The sequence below is a fragment of the Massilia rhizosphaerae genome, assembly GCF_016093545.1.
GTDB classification, from domain to species: Bacteria; Pseudomonadota; Gammaproteobacteria; order Burkholderiales; family Burkholderiaceae_D; genus Telluria; species Telluria rhizosphaerae.
This window is the reverse complement of sequence record NZ_JADKYX010000003.1, coordinates 451,112-472,976: the sequence shown is the minus strand read 5'-3', so window position 1 is coordinate 472,976 and position 21,865 is coordinate 451,112. Positions and strand designations below refer to the sequence as shown.

The 21,865-nt window shown below is 65.1% G+C and carries 14 protein-coding genes and 1 pseudogene; 6 read left to right on the top strand and 9 right to left on the bottom strand.

The genetic code is table 11. The features are described from left to right. Positions 1-133: IS3 family transposase (locus ISF28_RS07765; RefSeq protein ID WP_198116574.1), on the top strand; the 133-nt coding region annotated here is incomplete at its 5' end. A 65-nt stretch (positions 134-198) separates the two neighbouring features. Here ISF28_RS07765 and gap read toward each other — a convergent pair. Both gap and tkt read right to left on the bottom strand, forming a co-directional pair. Continuing rightward, positions 199-1,209, bottom strand: coding sequence for a type I glyceraldehyde-3-phosphate dehydrogenase (gene gap / locus ISF28_RS07760; RefSeq protein WP_198116573.1), 1,011 nt, complete (start codon positions 1,207-1,209; stop codon positions 199-201). 94 nt (positions 1,210-1,303) lie between these two features. Beyond that, positions 1,304-3,340 (bottom strand): annotated as a pseudogene (gene tkt / locus ISF28_RS07755) (transketolase); the annotation flags it as partial. A gap of 83 nt (positions 3,341-3,423) precedes the next feature. On the opposite strand from tkt, the gene ISF28_RS07750 reads away from it, so the two are divergent. After that, positions 3,424-4,149, top strand: coding sequence for a 16S rRNA (uracil(1498)-N(3))-methyltransferase (locus ISF28_RS07750; RefSeq protein ID WP_198116571.1), 726 nt, complete (start codon positions 3,424-3,426; stop codon positions 4,147-4,149). A gap of 168 nt (positions 4,150-4,317) precedes the next feature. On the opposite strand, the gene ISF28_RS07745 is transcribed toward ISF28_RS07750, so the two are convergent. Continuing rightward, positions 4,318-7,131: a TonB-dependent receptor domain-containing protein gene (locus ISF28_RS07745; protein ID WP_229518926.1), complete on the bottom strand. Its 2,814-nt coding sequence runs from the start codon at positions 7,129-7,131 to the stop codon at positions 4,318-4,320. 783 nt (positions 7,132-7,914) lie between these two features. Here ISF28_RS07745 and ISF28_RS07740 point away from each other — a divergent pair. Continuing rightward, the gene (locus tag ISF28_RS07740) at positions 7,915-9,531 is read left to right on the top strand and encodes an NAD(P)/FAD-dependent oxidoreductase (RefSeq protein ID WP_198116569.1); all 1,617 of its coding nucleotides are present in this window, start codon (positions 7,915-7,917) and stop codon (positions 9,529-9,531) included. A 281-nt stretch (positions 9,532-9,812) separates the two neighbouring features. Then, on the top strand, positions 9,813-12,488 hold the full coding sequence (locus ISF28_RS07735) for a TonB-dependent receptor (protein ID WP_198116568.1): 2,676 nt from the start codon (positions 9,813-9,815) through the stop codon (positions 12,486-12,488). Between the two features lie 103 nt (positions 12,489-12,591). Here ISF28_RS07735 and corA read toward each other — a convergent pair whose 3' ends face one another. From corA to glnA, 5 genes are all read right to left on the bottom strand, one after another. Then, on the bottom strand, positions 12,592-13,560 hold the full coding sequence (corA, locus tag ISF28_RS07730; protein WP_198116567.1) for a magnesium/cobalt transporter CorA: 969 nt from the start codon (positions 13,558-13,560) through the stop codon (positions 12,592-12,594). A gap of 163 nt (positions 13,561-13,723) precedes the next feature. Next, positions 13,724-15,250, bottom strand: coding sequence for a nitrogen regulation protein NR(I) (gene ntrC / locus ISF28_RS07725; protein WP_198116566.1), 1,527 nt, complete (start codon positions 15,248-15,250; stop codon positions 13,724-13,726). Positions 15,251-15,312: 62 nt separating this feature from the next. Beyond that, positions 15,313-16,398, bottom strand: a complete 1,086-nt coding sequence (glnL, locus tag ISF28_RS07720; protein WP_198116565.1) for a nitrogen regulation protein NR(II) — start codon at positions 16,396-16,398, stop codon at positions 15,313-15,315. Between the two features lie 16 nt (positions 16,399-16,414). Next, positions 16,415-16,924, bottom strand: coding sequence for a DUF4124 domain-containing protein (locus ISF28_RS07715; RefSeq protein ID WP_198116564.1), 510 nt, complete (start codon positions 16,922-16,924; stop codon positions 16,415-16,417). Positions 16,925-17,096: 172 nt separating this feature from the next. Further along, positions 17,097-18,512, bottom strand: a complete 1,416-nt coding sequence (gene glnA, locus ISF28_RS07710; protein ID WP_198116563.1) for a type I glutamate--ammonia ligase — start codon at positions 18,510-18,512, stop codon at positions 17,097-17,099. 329 nt (positions 18,513-18,841) lie between these two features. On the opposite strand from glnA, the gene ISF28_RS07705 reads away from it, so the two are divergent. Beyond that, a complete protein-coding gene (locus ISF28_RS07705) occupies positions 18,842-19,300 on the top strand; it encodes a rhodanese-like domain-containing protein (protein ID WP_198116562.1) in 459 nt (152 codons plus the stop codon). Between the two features lie 101 nt (positions 19,301-19,401). After that, entirely contained in the window at positions 19,402-20,493 is a 1,092-nt protein-coding gene (locus tag ISF28_RS07700; RefSeq protein ID WP_198116561.1) for an NHL repeat-containing protein, read from the top strand. 2 nt (positions 20,494-20,495) lie between these two features. On the opposite strand, the gene ISF28_RS07695 is transcribed toward ISF28_RS07700, so the two are convergent. Continuing rightward, the gene (locus ISF28_RS07695) at positions 20,496-21,857 is read right to left on the bottom strand and encodes a TAXI family TRAP transporter solute-binding subunit (protein ID WP_198116560.1); all 1,362 of its coding nucleotides are present in this window, start codon (positions 21,855-21,857) and stop codon (positions 20,496-20,498) included. Positions 21,858-21,865: the final 8 nt, after the last annotated feature.

The following is a 21,865-nucleotide window of genomic DNA, read 5'->3' as shown; positions in this document are numbered from 1 at the left end:
CAAATTCGACAGCATCGATGCGTTACGGGATGGTTTGGCCGATTACATTCACTATTACAATCACGACCGCATCAAGCTCAAACTAAAAGGGCTGAGCCCTGTGCAATACAGGACCCAGCCCTTGGCTGCCTAGCAAACTAACCGTCCAACTTTACGGGGTCAGTTCACGAGGGAGCGTTTTTCGTTGGGTGGTGCGGATTACTTGGCGTTCATCAGCGCCACGGTGGTGTCCAGCATGCGGTTGCTGAAGCCCCACTCGTTGTCGTACCAGGACGACACTTTCACCAGGCGGCCCGACACCTTGGTCAGCGTCGCGTCGAAGTTCGACGAGGCCGGGTTGTGGTTGAAGTCGACCGACACCAGCGGCTCGGTGTTGTACGTCAGGATGCCTTTCAGCGCGCCTTCCGATGCGTCCTTCATCAGCTTGTTGATCTCTTCGACCGTCGTGTCGCGCTTGGCGATGAACGACAGGTCGACGATCGACACGTTGATGGTCGGCACGCGGATCGCGTAGCCGTCCAGCTTGCCGTTCAGTTCCGGCAGCACGAGGCCGACGGCGGCGGCGGCGCCGGTCTTGGTCGGGATCATCGACTGCGTGGCCGAACGGGCGCGGCGCAGGTCTTCGTGCATCACGTCGGTCAGCACCTGGTCGTTGGTGTAGGCGTGCACGGTGGTCATCAGGCCGTTTTCCAGGCCGATCGCGTCGTTCAGCGGCTTGACCAGCGGGGCCAGGCAGTTGGTGGTGCACGATGCGTTCGAGATCACGGTGTCCGTGGCTTTCAGCACGTTCTGGTTGACGCCGAACACGATGGTGGCGTCGACGTCCTTGCCGCCCGGTGCCGAGATGATGACCTTCTTGGCGCCGCCCTTCAGGTGGGCCGAAGCCTTTTCCTTGGTGGTGAAGAAGCCGGTGCACTCCAGCACGACGTCCACGCCCAGTTCGCCCCACGGAATCTCGGCCGGGTTACGCTGCGCGAACACGCGCATGCGGTCGCCATTGACGATCATGTAGTCGCCATCGACTTCGACGGTGCCCGGGAACTTGCCGTGCGTGGTGTCGTAGCGGGTCAGGTGGGCGTTGTGCTCGACATTGCCGAGGTCGTTGATCGCCACGATCTGGATGTCCTGCTTCTTGCCGCCTTCGTAGAAAGCGCGCAGCACGTTGCGGCCGATACGGCCATAACCGTTGATTGCTACTTTGATCGTCATTTATTCACTCCTGATTAAAAAAATCCTAACACCGAAGCATAGCGTGAAACCCGCCGGACGGACAGCCTGGATGCCGTCCGGAGGGCGCAATCCATCAAGCCGCGAGGACCGATTTGACCTTGGCCACGACATTCTCGACCGTGAAGCCGAAGTGCTTGAACAGCACCGGGGCCGGAGCCGATTCGCCGAAGGTATCGATGCCCACCACGGCACCCTCGAGGCCGACGTACTTGTACCAGAAGTCCGTCACACCGGCCTCGACGGCCACGCGCGGGATGCCGCGGCCCAGCACGGCAGCCTTGTAGGCCGCGTCCTGGCGCTCGAACACGTCGGTCGACGGCATCGACACCACCCGCACCTGGAGTCCCTGGCCAGCCAGGGTTTCGGCGGCTTTGACCGCCAGTTCCACTTCCGAACCCGTCGCGATCAGCACGGCGGCCGGGTTCTGCGCGTCACGCAGCACGTAGCCGCCCTTCGCGATATTCGCGACCGTCGCCGCGTCGCGCTCCATGAACGGCAGGTTCTGGCGCGAGAAGATCAGGGTCGACGGACCGTCCTTGCGCTTGACGGCCTCGCCCCAGGCGACGGTCGATTCCGTCGTATCGCACGGACGCCAGTTGTCCAGGTTCGGGATCAGGCGCAGCGACGAGACGTGCTCCACCGACTGGTGCGTCGGGCCGTCTTCGCCCAGGCCGATCGAATCGTGCGTGAACACGAACAGCGAACGGATCTTCATCAGCGCGGCCATGCGCAGGGCGTTGCGGCTGTAGTCCGAGAACGTCAGGAACGTGGCGCCGAACGGGATGTAACCGCCGTGCAGGGCGATGCCGTTCATCATGGCCGACATGCCGAATTCGCGCACGCCGTAGTTGATGTGGTTGCCCGGCTTGCCCGAACGGACGGGGATCGATTCCTTCCAGTTCGTCAGGTTCGAGCCGGTCAGGTCGGCCGAGCCGCCCAGGAATTCCGGCAGCACGGGCGCCAGCGCCTGGATCGCGTTCTGGCTCGCCTTGCGGGTGGCGATGGTTTCCTTCTTGTCGATGGTCGACGCGATGGCGGCGGCCAGCGTCTCCTCGAATTTGCCCGGCAGCTCGCCCTTCATGCGGCGCTCGAATTCGGCCGCCAGATCCGGGTATTGCGCGCGGTAGCCGGCGAACAGCTCGTTCCATGCGCCTTCCACGGCGGCGCCCTTCTGCTTCTGGTCCCACGCTTCATAGATCGGGGCCGGGATGTCGAACGGGACCGCGTCCCAGATCAGGTGCTCGCGCACGGCGGCGACTTCCTTCTCGCCCAGCGCGGCGCCGTGCACCTTGTCGCCGCCCTGCAGGTTCGGCGAACCCTTGCCGATGATCGTCTTGCAGCAGATGAGGGTCGGACGGTCCGACTGCTTGGCCTGGGCGATCGCGGCATCCACCGCGGCGACGTCGTGGCCGTCCACGCCCGGGATCACGTTCCAGCCGTAGGCTTCGAAGCGCTTCGGCGTGTCGTCCGTGAACCAGCCTTCCACCTTGCCGTCGATCGAGATGCCGTTGTCGTCGTACAGCCAGATCATCTTGTTGAGGCGCAGCGTGCCCGCGAGCGACGCCACTTCGTGCGAGATGCCTTCCATCAGGCAGCCGTCACCCACGAACGCGTACGTGTAGTGGTCGACGATGTCGAAGCCCGGACGGTTGAATTCCTTGGCCAGCAGCCACTCGGCCAGCGCCATGCCGACGGCGTTGGCGATGCCCTGGCCCAGCGGGCCGGTGGTCGTCTCCACGCCCGGGGTGATGCCGACTTCCGGGTGGCCCGGCGTCTTCGAATGCATCTGACGGAAGTTGCGGATGTCGTCCATCGACAGGTCGTAGCCCGACAGGTGCAGCAGCGCGTAGTGCAGCATCGAACCGTGGCCGTTCGACAGCAGGAAACGGTCGCGGTTCATCCAGCCCGGATTGGCCGGGTTGTGGCGATAATGCCCGTCCCACAGCGCAACGGCGATCTCGGCCATGCCCATCGGCATGCCGGGGTGACCGGAATTCGCCTTCTGGACGGCGTCCATCGCCAGCGCGCGGATTGCGTTGGCCATCAAGGTGGTGGTTTGCAGAGATTTCATGGATGTGAAGGTCTGAGGATTGGAAAGCGGTGGCGGTACGGCTCGCCTTAACCCGTTATTTTACCAGAGCACGGTCAGCGGGATTTAAAATGCCGGCTTCTTCACGGTTCCGATTGCCATTCATGCCACGCTTTCATTGCCCCCAGCCTCTCGTGCCCGGCAGCCTCGTTGACCTGCCGGAAGCCGTCGCCCACCACCTGCACGTCGTGCGCCACCAGAGCGGCGACGAGCTGGTGCTGTTCAATGGCGAGGGCGGCCAGGCGCGCGCCCGGATCGCCGACATCGGCAAGCGCCGCGCCAGCGCCGAGATCCTGGCGCTCGAAGCCGTCGACGTAGAACTGCCGTTCCGCGTGACCCTCGCCCAGGGCCTGCCCGAGGGCAGCAAGATGGACTGGATCGTCGAGAAGGCCGTCGAGCTGGGCGCGGCCGGGATCGTCCCGCTGGCCGCGCAGCGTTCCGTCGTGCGGCTGTCCGGCGAGCGTGCGGACAAGCGCCTCGCGCACTGGCAAGCCGTCGTCGTCAGCGCGTCCGAGCAATGCGGACGCAACCGGCTGGCCGACGTGGCGCCCGTGCAGGACTTCAACCGCTGGCTCGGCCAGGGCGCGGACGGCGTGCGCATCCTGCTGTCGCCGCGCGCCGACGCATCGCTCGCGGCATGGGCGCGGCAGACGCCGGCACGGGACGTCACCCTGCTCATCGGTCCGGAAGGCGGATTCACGGACCAGGAAGAAGACGCGGCGCGGGCGGCCGGCGCTCTGGCCCTGTCGATGGGACCGCGCGTGCTGCGCACGGAGACGGCGGGTCTCGCCGCGCTGGCGATCCTGGCGGCCGGTTGGGGTGGTATCTGAACCGACACATGCGGTGGGCGCGGGGCGCCCACCCTACGGGCACGTATTCGTAGGGTGGGCACCCCGTGCCCACCAAACGCCGGCATGGTGTAGACAAAAAAAACCGCCGGCAGCGCGCTGCAGGCGGGTTTTGCGGCACAGCGGCATCGCTGCCGCCGTTCACGCCGATCAGAACGTGTAGTTCAGGCCGAGGCTATAGAAGCGGCCCACGGCGCCTGCCTGGTGCAGCGAGGCATTGTAAGCCGTCTGGTTGCCGGCGTTGCCGTAGGTGGCGACGTCGATCGGCGGCTGGCGGTCGAACAGGTTCAGGATCGCGCCCTTCAGGCTCAGGTTGGGCGAGACCTTGTACACGACGTTCAGGTTGGTCGTGGTGAACGAACGCACGTCGCAGTAGACGCCCGGCTGGTCCTTGCCCTGGAAGTAGCGGCGGCCGCCGACGTCCAGGCCGGTCGATGCGCAGTCAGTCGCACCCAGCGACGGGTCCATCGTCGAGAACGAGCTCGTGTAGTTCATCGTCGCGGTCACGTCCAGCGGGCCGCGGTTCCAGCCCAGGGTGAACTGGGCGCGGTCCTTCGGCGAACCGGTTGCGCCCGACACCACGGACGGGCCCTGGGTGCCGGCCAGTTCGTACGTCACGCCGCCCGCGGCTTCGGTGATGTAGCTGAAGGTGTGCGACGCGCTCAGGTTCGCATGCACGAGACCCATGTCGCTCGGCAAGCGCCAGCGGTAGGCGACGTCGGCTTCGATACCCGAGGTCTTGGTGCCGCCCAGGTTGATGTAAGGCGACTTGGCGTAGATGACCGGGCCGACGGACGGGGTGCCGACGACGGTATCGGTGCCGTTGCCGGTCGCGATGTCGACCGGGGTGGCCGGGCCGCGCACGAAGTCCGGGAAGAAGTTCGGGTCGTTGCCGGCCGCCGTCACGATCTGGTTACGTACTTCGATCTTGTAGTAGTCCAGCGTCGCGTTCAGGCCCTTGACCGGCTCGACGATGATGCCGAGGGTGTAGGACTTCGACTTCTCCGGCGACAGGTCCTTGCTCGTGACCTGGACGTATGGCGGATTGATGCCGCAAGCGGAAGGCACGTTGCCGGCGGTGTACTGGTTGCCGTCCTTGCACAGGACCGGGTCGTTGATCGCGTTGAACGTGAAGAACGAACCGGCATTGCCCACCTCGGCCGGGTTCGGCGCGCGGAAGCCGCGGGCGAACGTGCCGCGCACACCGAACATCTTCGACGGCGACCACTTGAACTTGGCGGCCGGCGTGAACGAGTTGCCGTAGGTGTCGAAGTGGTCGTAGCGGCTGGAGATGCCGACTTCGAGGTTCTTGATCGGCGTCGCCTGCAATTCGGCGAAGATCGCGGAGTTGGTCTCGTCGCCGATCACGAAGGCGCTCGTGCTCGCGACCTGGCCGTTGGCCGTCAGCGGGGAAGCCGGGGCGTTCTGCTGGCGCTTGTGCCAGTGCACGCCGGCACCCAGGGCGACGGGGCCCGCGCCCCATTGCATCAAATCACGCGAACCGATCAGGTCGATATAGTTCAGCTTCGAATCGAGCGAGTTGGAGAAGTGCGGCGAAACCTGTTCGACCAGCGCCGGCGCGTTGCCGCCCACCGGGTTCCAGGAACCGTTGAAGATCGCGTTGTACAGCGCCGAACGGTCGATGTAGCCGCTGTATTTGAGGTCGAGCTTGGTCTCGGTGACGCCGGCGGCCGCGCTCACGTCCCAGCCGTAGGCATTGCCGTGCAGGTCCAGCGCGAAGCGGGTCGTCTTGGCCGTGTTGTCGATGGTCGACACCGGATCCATGCCCGGGATGAAGCCGTACAGGCGGGCGGGGGCACCCAGCTGGTTGTACGACGCGGTGGCCGGGATCAGGGTGCTCGGCACGCGGCCGATCTGCGTGACCAGCACGCCGTTGTTCAGCGACGTGTTGCCGGGGACGGTCGTCGGCGAGTAGCTCGGCATGAACGCGCCGAACGTGCCCGTCGTCGGGTACGAACTACCGCGGTTGTTGATGCTGTTACGCTGGAACATCGAGCCCTTGAAGGCCAGTTCCCAGTCGTTGTTCAGCTTCTTGGTCAGGCCGACCATCACGTTGATGTTCTCGGTGGCCGGCTGGATGTTGGTGGTGGTGTCGCGGACCGCGCAGCCGCCCGCCATGTATTTCGTGTAGTTACACGCCGACGGGTCCAGGAACTGGAAGTTCGCCGCGTTGTTGACGCCGCCCGTGCCGGCCGGGTTGTACAGGAACGGGCTCGAGGTCGCGGTCAGGAAGCTGTTGATCTTCGAGGGCACGCCGAGGCGCAGGTCGTTGCCGCCGCGCGAACGCCAGTCGGCGTTGTCCCACATGAACTGGTCGCGGTCGGAGGTCTTGATGTCGCCCTGGCGGCGCCATTCGGCCGTGATGAAGGCGTTGTAGCCATCGTTGTCCAGGTCGCCGATGCCGGTGCTGAACGACGCCTTGTGCGTGTCGCCGCCGCCGTGCTGGGTGGTGCCGGTCTCGGCGCTGAAGCGGGTGCCGGTCAGGTTTTTCTTCAGCTTGATGTTGACGACGCCGGCGATCGCGTCGGAACCATAGGTCGACGACGCGCCGGCCTTCAGCACCTCGATGCTTTCGATGGCGTCGAACGGGATATTGGAAACGTCGACGAAGGAGCGCTGCGAGTCGTCCGACAGCGGATAGGGTGCGATGCGGTGGCCGTCGACCAGCACCAGGGTCGCGCCGACGGTCAGGCCGCGCAGCGAAACGCCTTGCGCGCCGTTGGCGAACGCGCCCGAGAAGCCGGAGCCCAGCGTACCCTGGCCGTTGGCGGCGAGGTCGTTCAGCAGTTCGCCGATCGACGTCTTGCCGCTACGCTGGATATCTTGCGAGGTGAGCACCTGCACGGGGGCCGGGGTTTCGGTGTCGGTCCGGCTGATCAGCGAACCGGTCACGACGACGCGCTGCACTTGCTGGGGCGCGGCGCCGTCTTGCGTTTGCGCCATTGCCGGCACGGCCCATAAAGCGCCGCCGGCAAGGGCACACGAAATCGCAAATGGCATCGACTTCAATGTAAACGTCATGAATACTTCTCCTTCTCGAGTCTCTTAAAGTGGTTTCTTACGTTCACCAATTGCGGACACGGCGCTTACGCTGCCGTTGCCCGCAAAGGCTTGTGGCCTGGTGCGTTTAAACTACTGCTGACTACCACACGGAATAGCTGTGTTTTTTCAACCTTTCGTCCTGTAGGACGGACCCTCTCAATTAACGTTTGCGTCGATATCAAACGTTATTGACCAGACGATAAAACCATATCAAAAGGGAAAGTGTCAATGAAACACAATTGCCAAAATGTGTAGAAACAACACATTTTCGTGAGGGAAGAAATAATGGTTTTTACTGGTGCAATGCAGCACCGAAAAGGGTTTTTCTTTAAACAAATTTTGCACTATCAAAGTGAGTGCCGGCGATTTGATGTAAATATTCGGCGAATTCGTTTCAAATGCCGCTCGACGCACTGCAGCAGGAATTTTCCTCACGTTATGCATACAGGATCAAAGCACCCTGTTGCATCGCTGATATCCGGGTTTCCACCATGCGTGGGGGAAACCAACGGCGGTTGCTTGCCTACAACACAATTGACGTAAACGGCAGGTCCGCGTCCAAGTGCGTGCCTGCCCTTTCCCGCCGGCCCGCGCGGCCGATGCCTTATACTGGCGCCTGTACCGATCTGCCGCCGCCGGCTCGGCGCCCGTCCGGCGCCAGCGCGCGCCGGCCTACCACTCATCATGCTGCGAATTAACGAACTCAAACTCCCCCTGAACCACCCCGACCACGCCCTGCGCGACGCCATCGTCGGCCGGCTTGGCATCGAAGGCAGCGACCTGATCGATTTCACGGTCTACAAGCGCAGCTACGACGCGCGCAAGAAGAGCGCCATCGTCCTGATCTATGCGCTCGACGTCATGGTCCGCGACGAAGCGGCCGTGCTGGCCCGCCTTGGGCACGATCCGCACGTGGGCCCGGCGCCCGATACCGGCTACAAGTTCGTGACGACGGCGCAGCCGGCGCCGGGCACGCCGCGCCCGGTCGTCGTGGGCATGGGGCCGTGCGGGCTGTTCGTGGCACTGATCCTGGCCCAGATGGGCTTCAAGCCGCTCGTCCTGGAACGCGGCAAGATCGTGCGCGAGCGCACCGTCGACACCTTCGGCTTCTGGCGCAAGCGCAAGCTGAACACGGAATCGAACGTGCAGTTCGGCGAAGGCGGCGCCGGCACGTTCTCGGACGGCAAGCTGTACAGCCAAGTCAAGGATCCCAAACACTACGGCCGCAAGGTGCTGAACGAATTCGTCAAGTCGGGCGCGCCGGAAGAAATCCTGTACGTCAGCAAGCCGCACATCGGCACCTTCCGCCTCGTCAAGATGGTCGAGCAGATGCGCGCCGAGATCCTGGCGCTGGGCGGCGAGATCCGCTTCCAGACCCGCGTGGAAGACGTGCTGATCGAAGGCGACGGCAATGCCCGCCAGGTGGTGGGCGTCAAGCTGCACACGGGCGAAACGATCCCGACCCGCCACCTCGTGATGGCCGTCGGCCACAGCGCGCGCGACACGTTCCAGATGCTGTACGACCGCGGCGTCTACGTCGAGGCGAAACCGTTCTCGATCGGCTTTCGCGTGGAGCACCCGCAGTCGCTGATCGACGTCTGCCGCTTCGGTCCGAACGCCGGCAACGAGATCCTCGGCGCGGCCGACTACAAGATCGTGCACCACGCGTCCAACGGCCGCAGCGTGTACAGCTTCTGCATGTGCCCGGGCGGCACCGTCGTGGCCGCCTCGTCCGAGGAAGGCCGCGTCGTCACCAACGGCATGAGCCAGTATTCGCGCGCGGAACGCAATGCCAACAGCGCCATCGTCGTCGGCATCACGCCGGCCGACTATCCGGGCCACCCGCTGGCGGGCATCGCGTTCCAGCGCGAACTGGAATCGCGCGCCTTCGTGCTGGGCGGCGGCAACTACGATGCGCCGGGCCAGCTGATGGGCGACTTCGTGAAAGGCAGGCCGTCCAGGGAGTTCGGCTCGGTCATCCCGTCGTTCAAGCCGGCCGTGCACCTGACCGACCTCGGCCCGTCGCTCCCCGACTATGCCATCGTCGCGCTGCGCGAAGCCTTCGTCGCCTTCGACAAGCAGATCAAGGGGTATTACAAGGAAGATGCCGTGCTGACGGGCGTCGAGACGCGCACGTCGTCGCCGATCCGCATCAAGCGCCACGACGACAGCCTGCAAAGCTTGAACACGCGCGGCCTGTACCCGGCCGGCGAAGGGGCCGGCTACGCGGGCGGCATCATGTCGGCCGCGATCGACGGTATCCGGGTCGCGGAAGCCGTCGCGCTGGCGATGGTGGACTGATTTCCGGCATCCCCGGGGCCGGCGCGGACCGGTTTTCGGGGGTGTCCGGACCGCGCTTGCAAATATGTATGCGAAGCACTGTTATATTTCACAAAGAAACATTGTTTCAAATTATTACACGCCGCAACGCAAAATCTGTCTGTTTTCGACGTAATTACACAACAAACTTGTCGGAGTTTCAGTTTCTGTGGTGTATGTTTACCGTTCTTGAAATATTGGTGACCCGCTATTTCAGAACTGTAACCTAAAAAAACAGGACCAAGATGCTCACAGAAAAAACCATGGCGCGTACCCTGCGTCTCGTATTCTCCGGCACCACCCTCGCGGCCGGCTTTGGATTGGCAGGCAACGCCCTGGCACAAACCCAGGACGTCCAGCAGGCCCCGATCGCCCGCGTCGAAATCACCGGTTCGGCGATCAAGCGCATCGACGCCGAGACCTCCGTGCCCGTCACCGTGATCCGCGCCGACGACCTCAAGAAGGAAGGCATCACGACCATCGAACAGGTGATGTCGAACCTGAGCGTGTCGCAAGCCCAGCAAGGCACCAGCCAGTCGGTCGGTTCCAGCACGGGCGGCGCCTCGTTCGCCGACCTGCGCGGCATCGGCGCCAACAAGACCCTGGTGCTGCTGAACGGCCGTCGCCTGGCGAACAATGCCTACGACAGCTCGGCACCCGACCTGAACATGATCCCGTTCGCCGCGCTCGAGCGCGTCGAAGTGCTGCGCGACGGCGCATCGTCGCTGTACGGCTCCGACGCCGTCGGCGGTGTGATCAACTTCATCACCAAGAAAAACTACCAGGGCGGCGTCGCCACCTTCGGCGAAGACGTCCCGTCGCACGGCGGCGGCCGTTCGATCAACGCCAACGTGGCGTTCGGCTTCGGCGACCTGGACACGAACGGCTGGAACATCTCGGCCGTGATCGACCACCAGGAACAGTATCCGCTGACCGGTACGGACCGCTCGTACAACACGCGCTACGCCGGCGGCCTGTCGTCCTCGACCTTCCCGGCCAACTACTACCAGGGCGGCGACAGCGTCAACCCGGCCGGCCCGGGCTGCACCACCGGCGTGCACCTGATCCCGGACGGCGGCTCGGGCTGCCTGATGACGACCTCGTCGTTCGTCGACTACATCCCGCGCAACATCCGCGACTCCGGCCTGATCCGCGGCACCATGAAGCTGGGCGAGCACGAGCTGGGCGTCGAATACCTGACGAGCCAGAGCGTCGTCGGCACCACCATCGCCCCGGTCCCGTACGGCGGCCTGTACATGAACCGCCTGCGTCCGGACGGTACGGCCAACCCGTACTACCCGGCCGATCCGAGCCTGGATCCGAACTATACGGCCTCCTACATGCCGGCCGGCGTGCAGCCGGGCTTCGTGCACGTGAAGTGGCGCGACATGCCGAACGGCGTGCGCCAGGACAAGAACACGAACCGCCAGCAACGCCTGGTCGTGTCGCTGCAGGGTAACATCGCCGGTTGGGACTACGACGGCGCCGTCAGCTGGAACGAAAACCGCGTGCAGGAACAACTGTTCGGCTACAGCAACGGCAACCTCATTTCGCAAGGCGTCCGGGACGGCGTGATCAACCCGTTCGGCGACCAGTCCGCCGCCGGCACCGACCTGCTGAACTCGGCGTCGCTGTCGGGCACCATCCAGACCGCCCGCGGCCAGACCACCGCCGCCGACTTCCACGCCAGCCGCGAACTGGGCGACTGGCTGAACGCCGGCCGCGCCGCCGCCCTGGCACTGGGTGCCCAGGCGTCGCACGACAAGTTCACGAGCGCCGCCAACACCGAGTTCGCCGAGAAGGTCATCGCATCGACCGGTATCGACCCGAACACATTCAACTCGGGCTCGCGCAACGTGTACGCCGGCTACGCCGAACTGAACGTCCCGATCATCAAGAACCTGGACGTGACGGGCTCGGTCCGCTACGACAAGTACAGCGACTTCGGCAACAGCACGAACCCGAAAGTCGCGTTCCGCTGGCAGCCGGTGCAGTCGGTGCTGGTGCGCGGTTCGTACTCGACCGGCTTCCGCGCCCCGTCGCTGTACGAAATCCACTCGGCACAGACCTACACCAACACCGCCGGCACCTACGACGACCCGGTCAACTGCCCGGGCGGCACCCCGCTGCCGGGTCACTCGCGCGCCGCGAACTGCAGCCAGCAGTTCCAGGTACTGGGTGGCGGCAACACCGCGCTGCAGCCTGAGAAGTCGAAGAACGCCACGTTCGGTGTCATGATCGAGCCGCTGAAGGGCCTGAGCGTCGGCGTCGACGTGTGGGCCATCAAGCTGGACCACCAGATCAGCACCCTGAGCCAGGACGACGTGTTCGCGGATTCGGTCAAGTACGCTTCCGTGTTCCACCGCAACCCGAACGGGGAACTGTCGGTGGACGGCTCGCAGTGCCCGAACCCGGCGACCTGCGGCTACGTCGACCTGCGTAACCAGAACCTGGGCGGCATCATCACCAACGGTATCGACCTGTCGGCCAACTACCGCCTGCATACCGCCGGCTACGGCAACTTCACGTTCGCGTCGAACTCCACCTACGTCCACAAGTACGAGTACCAGAACGCGGAAGACGACGTGTGGCACAAGAACGTGGGCGTGTACTCGGGCAACAACCCGGTGTTCCGCTGGCAGTCGACCAACAACCTGGTGTGGAACAAGAACGCGTACTCGGCCGGCCTGACCGCCCGCTACAAGAGCGGCTACGTCGACCAGGATCCGACCAACCACGTCGCTTCCTACACCACGTTCGACACCTATGTCGGCTGGACGCAGCCGAAGGGCCTGGGCCTGACGGTCGGCGTGCGTAACCTGTTCGACAAGGCGCCGCCGCTGTCGTACCAGGACAACACGTTCCAGGCCGGCTACGATCCGCGTTACACGGATCCGCTGGGCCGCACCTTCTACGCACGCGCAAGCTACTCGTTCTAATACGGTAGCCGCGTCGTCAAGCAAACGCCCGGTGCTCGCGCACCGGGCGTTTTTCATTTTGCATGTGGCTTCGGCACGATGGTGGGCACAGGGTGCCCACCATTCACAACCAGCCGGCCTTCTTGAACTTGCGGTACAGGTAGAGGCCCACGCCGATCATGACGGCGAGCGCCGCCGGATAGCTCCACTTCCATTCCAGCTCGGGCATGTACTTGAAATTCATGCCCCACACGCCCGCGAACGCGGTGAACACGGCGAAGATCGCGGCCCACGCGGCCAGGCGCTTGTTCACCTCGCTCTCGTCGATCGAGACCATCGACAGGTTCACCTGGATCGCCGTGCTGATCGTGTCGCGGATCGCGTCCAGGCGGCCGGCGATGCGGATCAAGTGGTCGTGCACGTCGCGGAAATAATCCTGCGTCCCGGTGACGAGCGCCGGCACGCGGCCGCCGTGCAGCCGGCCGATCGCTTCCAGCAGCGGCATCACGGCGTGGCGCAGCACCAGGCCCTTCCTCTTCAACTGGTACAGGCGCTCGACGTTCTCGCGCTGGGCGCCGTGCGTGAAGATGCGGTCCTCGACGGTCTCGAGTTCCGACTCGAGCATGTCGACGATGGGGAAGTAGCGGTCGACGACGGCGTCCATCAACGCGTACATGACGAACGCCGATCCCATCCTGAGCAGGTGCGGTTCGCGTTCCGCGCGCGCGCGTACGCCCAGGAAGCCCTGGGCGGAATCGCGCCGCACGGACAGCACATAATTCTTGCCGGCGAAGATCGCCAGTTCGCCGTTGGCGAGGCGGTCGCCTTCGACCAGGTCGACGGTGTGCACGACGGTGAACAGGCAATCGCCGTATTCCTCGATCTTGGGGCGCTGGTGGCCGCGCGCGGCGTCTTCGACGGCGAGTTCGTGCAGGTCGAACTCTTCCTTCATCTGCGCCATTTCGGCGTCGGTGGCATCGCGCAGTGCAACCCAGACGAAGCAGCCGGGTTTGTCCAGGTAGTCGCTGATGTCCTCGACGGAAATGTCGGACAGTTTCTTGCCTTCCTGGTAGGCGACGCAGTTGATCAGCATGTCATCGGGGGGTTGTTGCAGGGATGACGGAGCTTACACCATCGCCCCATCCGTCGGCATTACGCAAACGTTCGCGTGGGCACAGGGTGCCCACCAAAAGCATGCATTGCGGCGACGCCATGGTGGGCACGCATTTCATGCCCCCGGCATGAAATGCCCCACCCTACTCGTCTTTGGCCCCGTCGATGCCGAGTTCAGCGATCTTGCGCGTGATGGTGTTGCGCCCGATCCCGAGCCGGATCGCCGCGTCGTTCTTGCGCCCGTGCGTGTGCTTGAGCGCCGTGCGGATCAGCGCCGATTCGAACTGGCGGCCCAGCACATCCATCACCTCGACCTGCCCGTCCGCCAGCATGCGCGCGGCCTGCAGTTCCAGGAGGCCGATCCAGCCGTCGGCACCGTTCGCCGGCGCGCCCTGGCCGGCGCCGTCGAAGCCATGCGACGGCGCCGCGGCGACCGGCGCCAGGGACACCGTGCCCGATCCGCCGACACCCGTGCCGAGTCCGACGGCAAACCCGTTGCCGCCGGCCGGGATGGGCTGGGCCTGGGTCAGGTCGCGCGGCAGGTCCTTCACTTCGACCGTCTGGCCCGGCGCCATCACCGTGATCCAGTTGCACAGGTTTTCCAGCTGGCGCACGTTGCCGGGGAGCTCGAGGCCGGTGAGGAAGCGCAGCGCGTCGTCGCTCATGCGCTTGGTCTCCACGCCCAATTGGCGTGCACTCTGCACCAGAAAGTGGCGCACCAGAATGGGGATATCCTCCCGCCGCTCGCGCAGGGACGGCAGGCGCAGGCGGATCACGTTCAGGCGGTGGTACAAGTCTTCACGGAACAGGCCGTCGCGCACGCGCTGTTCCAGGTTCTGGTGGGTGGCCGCGATCACGCGCACATTGGCCTTCACGGGCTGGTGCCCGCCCACGCGATAAAAATGGCCGTCGGACAGCACGCGCAGCAAGCGCGTCTGCAGGTCGAACGGCATGTCGCCGATCTCGTCCAGGAACAGCGTGCCGTTCTCGGCCTGCTCGAAGCGGCCACGCCGCATCGCCTGCGCGCCCGTGAACGCGCCGCGCTCGTGGCCGAACAGTTCGGATTCCAGCAGGTCTTTCGGGATCGCCGCCGTGTTGAGGGCGATGAACGGCTGTTGCGCGCGCGGGCTGTGCTTGTGCAGGGCGCGCGCGACGAGTTCCTTGCCGGTGCCCGATTCGCCGGTGATGAGGACCGTGACGTTCGACTGCGACAGGCGGCCGATGGCGCGGAACACTTCCTGCATCGCGCTCGCCTGCCCCAGGATCTCCGGGGTCTCGCTGGGGGCGATGTCGACGCTCGCTTCGCGCAGGCTTTCCTCGAGGGCGCGGCGGATCAGGGCGACGGCCTTGTCGATGTCGAACGGCTTGGCCAGGTATTCGAACGCGCCGCCCTGGAACGAGGCGACGGCGGAGTCGAGGTCGGAGAAGGCGGTGATGACGATGACCGGCAGGCCGGGATGGCGGTCCTTGACGAGCGCCAGCAGGTCCAGGCCCGATTCGCCCGGCATGCGGATGTCCGACACGAGCACCTGCGGCGTGTCCGTCTCGAACGCCGCCAGCGCTTCGCGTCCGCTGGCAAAACTCCGGGTGGCGAGGTTCTCGCGCGCCAGGGCCTTTTCCAGCACCCAGCGGATCGATGCATCGTCGTCGACAATCCAGATTGGTTTCATGTATTTCGTTTTTCCCGCGAAGGTTCAAGGGGGACCGACGCAGCCGCCCTCTCCGCCCCGGCTTATGGCAGGGGAATCAGGATGCGGAAATCCGTCAATCCAGGCCGGCTTTCGCACTCGATCATGCCCAGGTGCTGCTGCACGAAGGTCTGCGCCAAGGTCAGCCCGAGACCGCTGCCGCCTTCGCGCCCGGAGACGAGCGGGTAGAAGATGCGGTCGCGGATGTCGGGGGCGATACCCGGTCCGTTGTCGATGATATGCAAGTCTAATGCCAGGCCGTAACGCACCTTCGCGAGCGTCATCTGGCGGGCCACGCGGGTGCGCAGGACGATCTCGGCGTCGCCCGCCGCGATGCGCGCGCGCAGGGCCTGGGCGGCGTTGTGGACGATGTTCAGCACCGTCTGGATCAATTGCTCCTTGTCGCCGCGGAATTCGGGGATCGACGCGTCGTAGTCGCGCCGGATGGACAGCCCCGACGGGAACTCGGCCAGCACGAGGCTGCGCACGCGCTCGCACACTTCGTGGATGTTGACGTCGCCCACGATGTGCGGCCGGCGGTGCGGCGCCAGCAGGCGGTCGACGAGGGTCTGCAGGCGGTCCGCCTCCTTGATGATCACCTGCGTGTATTCGCGCAGCGAACTCAGGTGCACGTCCGGCAATTCCAGTTCCAGCAACTGGGCCGCGCCGCGGATGCCGCCCAGCGGGTTCTTGATCTCGTGGGCGAGATTGCGGATGAGTTCCTTGTTGGCCAGACTCTGGTCGAGCAGGCGTTCCTCGCGGTCGAGCTTCAGTTGCTGGACGTTCTCGCGCAGCTCGACGACGATCTCGGCCTCGCCGGCCGCGCTGACGATGCTGTGCACGTGCAGCGGCTCGCGCGCCTGACGGAACAGGGTGAGGTCCTGGCGCAGGTCGGCATATTTGTGGGCGATCGCCTGTTCGCACAGGGCGCCCAGTTCGTCGCCGTTGGTGAACAGGCCGACGAGCTTCTGGCGCGTCAGCGCCTTGGCGGAGATGTCGAGCAGGTGCTCGGCGGCCGGGTTGGCATAGCGCACGAACCCGTCCGCATCCGCCACCAGGACGGCGGAAGCGAGCATGTCGAGGCCTGCGAAACGGTCGTGCTGGGCAGGATGGGCCGGGGTTCCGTTCATCGCAGGGGCGTGCTCCTTATCGTATGTTGGAGATCTCGCGCTTGAGCGCTTCGACGTTCTTTTCGCTGCGGCCGATGTCGTCGCGCATCTGGGCCACCCGTTCCTGGTACTTCGCGTAATTCTTTTCGTTGCCCTGGCGTTCCGGTTCGCCGTTGTTGAAGTCGCGCTTCAGGTCCGCCAGCTTCTTTTCCTCGGACCGCAGTTCGTCTTCGAGGATCGCGCGCCGGTCGTCGTCGCGCGCGCGCTGGGTGGCGGTGTCCACGCGCGGAAAATTGACCGGGCTCGCCGTCGGCGGGCGCCCCGTTCCCTGCCGCATCGTCACCGGCGGCGCGGCACGCGGGGCCGGCGCCGGTGCCGCGATATAGCCGGGCAGGTCGAGCACTTTGCAGCCGGGCTTATTGATGTCAGTAAATTCCACTCGGCCATTCTTGTCGAGGCATTTATAGACGACGGAATCGGCCCGCGCGCCCGCGTGCGCGGCGAGTCCCGCGACCAGCGCCAGGCGCAGGAAGAAGCTGCTTGTCATTCGCATCGATCAGTCTGGATGCATGGTTGGGAAGCTTCCGACTATACCCCATTCAACAAAAAACGCGAGGCAGCCGGCTGGCTTTCCCCGCGTTTTCGTTACCGTGTGGATACACATGGCCGTCATCCCGGTGCCGGTCGTTTCCAATCCGGCACCAGGTGATGACAACGAATTACGACGAATAGTACATGTCGAATTCGGCCGGGTGCGGGGTCATGCGCAGACGCTGGACTTCGTTCATCTTCAGTTCGATGTACGCGTCGATCATGCTGTCGCTGAACACGCCGCCGCGGGTCAGGAACTCGCGGTCCTTGTCCAGGGCTTCCAGCGCTTCTTCCAGCGAGGCGCAGACGGTCGGGATCAGCTTGTCTTCTTCCGGCGGCAGGTGGTACAGGTCCTTCGTCGCGGCTTCGCCCGGGTGGATCTTGTTCTGGATGCCGTCCAGGCCGGCCATCAGCAGGGCGGCGAAGCACAGGTAGACGTTGGCCAGCGGGTCCGGGAAGCGGGTCTCGATGCGGCGGCCTTTCGGGTTCGCCACGTGCGGGATACGGATCGATGCCGAACGGTTACGTGCCGAGTAGGCCAGCTTGACCGGGGCTTCGTAGCCCGGCACCAGGCGCTTGTACGAGTTCGTGCCCGGGTTGGTGATGGCGTTCAGGGCGCGGGCGTGCTTGATGATGCCGCCGATGTAGAACAGCGCGGTTTCCGACAGGCCGGCATAGCCGTCGCCTGCGAACAGGTTCTTGCCGTCCTTCCAGATCGACTGGTGCACGTGCATGCCCGAGCCGTTGTCGCCGTTCATCGGCTTCGGCATGAAGGTCGCGGTCTTGCCGTAGCTGTGGGCGACGTTCCAGATCACGTACTTCAGGTTCTGGGTCCAGTCGGCGCGCTCGACCAGCGTCGAGAACTTGGTGCCCAGTTCGTTCTGGCCGGCGCCGGCCACTTCGTGGTGGTGCACTTCGACCGGGATGCCCATCGATTCGAGAATCAGCGACATTTCCGAACGCATGTCCTGGAAGCTGTCGACCGGCGGGACCGGGAAGTAGCCGCCCTTGACGGTCGGACGGTGGCCGCTGTTGCCGCCTTCAAATTCTTTTTCGGTCGACCAGGAGGCTTCTTCCGAATCGATCTTGACGAAGCAGCCCGACATGTCCAGCTTCCAGCGGACCGAGTCGAAAATGAAGAATTCCGGTTCCGGACCGAAGTAGGCGGTGTCGCCGATGCCCGACGATTTCAGGTACGCTTCGGCGCGCTTGGCGATGGAACGCGGGTCGCGGTCGTAGCCCTTGCCGTCCGACGGTTCGATCACGTCGCACTGCATGAACACGGTCGTCTCTTCCATGAACGGGTCGATGTTCGCGGTGTTCGGGTCAGGGATCAGCAGCATGTCCGATGCTTCGATGCCTTTCCAGCCGGCGATCGACGAGCCGTCGAATGCGTGGCCGGATTCGAACTTGTCTTCGTCAAAGTGCGAGATGGGAACGGTCACGTGCTGTTCCTTGCCGCGGGTATCGGCGAAACGCAAATCAACGAACTTGACTTCGTTGTCCTTCAGCATCTGCATTACATCTGCGGCGGTCCTTGCCATTCGTATCTCCTAAGTCAAAAAGGGGTGTCGACGCCGACAGGGCGTGCGACAGGCGCGTTTCCTTCTAAGCAGAAATTATGCCAGCATTTGGCCATGAGCAAACAAATAATGAATAATTTGAGACCACTCAATTTGCCCCTTAAAATCAATGACACTGTGTGGGCGCACGAATTTGATGCAAACACAAGCATACGCACCAAACAAGTGCAATCAGTTGAGTATGCACCAACTTAATGCATGACGCACCAAAATCGTGAATTGTGCGCCGCAACGAACCGCAACGGTGCGGCGCCCCGCGTCCGCCACCAAGGATAGATGGAGAACATGACATGAGCACGACCGACGAGATTCTCGCCAACGCCCGGGCCAGGACGCCCGGCCAGCCGTACGCGGGCGCCGTCACGCCCCAGGAAGCGTACACGCTGCTGCAATCGGACCCCAGGGTCAAGCTGGTCGACGTGCGCACGAATGCGGAGCGCGACTGGGTCGGCCGCCCCGCCATTCCCGACGCCCAGCACGGCGCCGTGCAATGGTCCCTGTACCCCGGCGGTGCGCCGAATCCGGATTTCGCCACGCAGTTGCAGAACGTCGCGGCACCTGGCGACGTCGTGCTGTTCCTGTGCCGCTCCGGCGTGCGCTCGCGCCACGCGGCGCGCACCGCCACGGAACTGGGTTACGGGAACGCCTTCGACATCCTGCAAGGCTTCGAAGGCGACCGCGACCCGGAGGGTCACCGCAAGACCGTCGGCGGCTGGTGCAAGGCCGGCCTGCCCTGGATCGGCGCCTGAACGTTCATCTCGAATCCCGGTCGTAGCGTGAGAATCGCAGAGATTCCACGCCCTGTGTCCGTGCTAGCATGCCGGCTCACCGCTGACCTGGAGATGAGACCATGACCTTCGAATCCGCCGTTCCCGCCCGCCTGCGCGTGCGCCTCCTGTGCGCGGGCGTCGCGGCGCTGTTGTGCGCATGCGGCCCCGGCGGCCCCAAGCGCGAGACCAACGACGGCAGCGGCGGCGACACGGGCGGCTCATCCAGCACGGACATTTCCGTGCTGGCCGGCGACGCCGTCACCGGCGGCAACGTGAACAAGAAGGGCACGGCCGCGCGCTTCAACACGCCGCGCGGGCTGGCCCTGGACACGAACGGCAACGTGTACGTGGCGGACGAGGGCAACTTCACGATCCGCAAGATCGCGCCGGACGGCACGGTCACCACGTTCGCCGGCCTGGCCGGCGCCAGCGGCACGACGGACGCCAAGGGCGACCGCGCCCGCTTCTCGCAACCCACGGCCGTCACGATCGACGGCAACGGCGACCTGTACGTCCTGGACGGGACGGCGATCCGCAAGATCACGGCGGACGGCACCGTCACCACCGTCACCCGGCTCGCGTTCGGCAACTTCGGCGTGGACGTCCAGAACACCCCGGCCGGGATCGCGGCCGACGGCAACGACAATCTGTACGTCACGTCGGGCATCGACACGCGGCGCATCCCGCTCTCGAACCCGGGCCGCTACACGACACTGGAGAACGGCGTCGTGGACGCCATCTACGGCACCGGCCAGCTGGTGCCGCGCGGCGTCGCCGTGGATCCCGACGGCACCGCGTACGTGGCGGACCTGACCCATACGCTCAGCCGCGCGGCGCCCGGCGCCACGGCCCTGACGACCTTCGTCGGCGCGCGCAGCCAGATCGGCAATGCCGACGGCAACGCGTCGACGGCCCGCTTCCAGCAGTTGGTCGCCCTCGCCATCGACAAGAACGGCAATCTGTACGGCGCCGACGCCATCAACAACACCATCCGCAAGATCACGACGCCGGCCGGCATCGTGACGACGGTCGCCGGCACGGCGAAGTCGACGACGCTCAGGACGGGCAAGCTGCCCGGCAGCTTCGCCCAGCTGCGCGGCATCGCCGTCGACGGCAGCGGCACGCTGTACGCGACGACGGGCAATGCGGTCGTGAAGATCGTGCCGCAGTAACGTTACGGCGCGTCCTGCGCGGGCGCCAGCGCGACGCGCACGCGCTGGCGCACGAAGTTGATGTGGCTGCGCAGGCCGTACAGGGCGTCCGCGTACGCCAGCGGGATCGAGATGTGGTTGACGCGCTGCTCGATGTCGTCGAGGCGGCGCAGCAGCTCCTCCCGCGCCTCCTCGCGGTGTTCGCCGCCCGCATTCTCCAGCGCCTGTTCGACGGCGCGCAGCTGGCCGTACCAGCGGTACACGCGCGAGCGGATGCGCCACACGTACAGCGGCGGCACGATCTTCGACAGCGGGATGATCAACGCGGCCAGTGCCACGACGACGACCCACAGCCGGTCGAACAGATTCGCCAGCCAGAACGACAGGTAGCGCTGCAGGAACGGCGGGCCGTCGCGGTAATACTTGGCGGCTTCCGGCGCCACCGGGATCTCCGTGTAGCGCGGCGACGGGAATTGCCCTTGCTGCTGGAACCAGCCCGTGCCGCCGTGGATCGTCGTGGCCGCGTTGACGAACAGGTCGACCAGCGCCGGATGCAGGTCCGCGCGCGCCACCAGCGTAGCCGTCGGCGCGATCAGGTGGAAGTCGTGCGCGGGGATGTCGCGTCCGAGGTCGACGATCCCGCGCGGCAGCACGACGTGCGTCAGGAACGGCAGCCGGCGCGTGTACGCGTCGGCCTGGTCGAAGTTGAACAGGCGGATGCCCGGCGTCTGCAGCAGCATCTGGATCAGCGGCGCTTCCGGCGCGGAGCTGAACACGAGACCGTCGATGCGCCCCGCCAGCAATTCCACGGTGGCGGGCGTGTTCTCGAGCGCGGAGATCTTGAGCTGGCCGGGCTCCAGGCCGTTCACGTCCAGCACCTGGCGGAACAGCCTGGGCACGCCCGTCCCTTCCGGCCCGAGGTTGATGCGCAGGCCTTTCAGTTGCGGGATGCTGCGCACGTCGAGCTTGCGGCCGTGGGCGTCGCGCTCGCGCAGGAATAGCCACACCGGCTCCGTGAACAGGCTGCCGAGCGAGACGAGGCCGCCGCGTTCGACCTGCGCCTCGCTCGTGGACCCGCTCTGCACGAACGCGATGTCGGCCTTGCCCTCGATGAGGCGCTGCAGATTGTCTTCCGAACCGAGCGAGGGTTGCAGCTCGACCCGGATGCCGTCGCGGGCCAGCAGGGCCGCGTACTTGTGGCCGAATTCCTCGTACGCGCTGTTGTCCTGGCCCGTCGCGAGGACGACGCGGCGCGGCGGCGCCGGGTCGACGACGACGTAGGCGACGATGCAGGCGGCCAGCACGAGCACGGCGGTCGGCGCCACCGCCACGAGGAGGTCGCGCAACGACACGAGGCTGAATTTACGCAGCGGGAGCCGCTTCATGCGGCCCG

Coding starts and splice junctions, on each gene's coding strand:
- glnA (WP_198116563.1), bottom strand. CDS start 18,512: ATGGCAAGGACCGCCGCAGATGTAATGCAGATGCTGAAGGACAACGAA.
- ISF28_RS07695 (WP_198116560.1), bottom strand. CDS start 21,857: ATGAAGCGGCTCCCGCTGCGTAAATTCAGCCTCGTGTCGTTGCGCGAC.
- ISF28_RS07740 (WP_198116569.1), top strand. CDS start 7,915: ATGCTGCGAATTAACGAACTCAAACTCCCCCTGAACCACCCCGACCAC.
- corA (WP_198116567.1), bottom strand. CDS start 13,560: ATGCTGATCAACTGCGTCGCCTACCAGGAAGGCAAGAAACTGTCCGAC.
- gap (WP_198116573.1), bottom strand. CDS start 1,209: ATGACGATCAAAGTAGCAATCAACGGTTATGGCCGTATCGGCCGCAAC.
- ISF28_RS07705 (WP_198116562.1), top strand. CDS start 18,842: ATGAGCACGACCGACGAGATTCTCGCCAACGCCCGGGCCAGGACGCCC.
- ISF28_RS07750 (WP_198116571.1), top strand. CDS start 3,424: ATGCCACGCTTTCATTGCCCCCAGCCTCTCGTGCCCGGCAGCCTCGTT.
- ntrC (WP_198116566.1), bottom strand. CDS start 15,250: ATGAAACCAATCTGGATTGTCGACGACGATGCATCGATCCGCTGGGTG.
- ISF28_RS07715 (WP_198116564.1), bottom strand. CDS start 16,924: ATGACAAGCAGCTTCTTCCTGCGCCTGGCGCTGGTCGCGGGACTCGCC.
- ISF28_RS07700 (WP_198116561.1), top strand. CDS start 19,402: ATGACCTTCGAATCCGCCGTTCCCGCCCGCCTGCGCGTGCGCCTCCTG.
- ISF28_RS07745 (WP_229518926.1), bottom strand. CDS start 7,131: ATGGCGCAAACGCAAGACGGCGCCGCGCCCCAGCAAGTGCAGCGCGTC.
- ISF28_RS07735 (WP_198116568.1), top strand. CDS start 9,813: ATGGCGCGTACCCTGCGTCTCGTATTCTCCGGCACCACCCTCGCGGCC.
- glnL (WP_198116565.1), bottom strand. CDS start 16,398: ATGAACGGAACCCCGGCCCATCCTGCCCAGCACGACCGTTTCGCAGGC.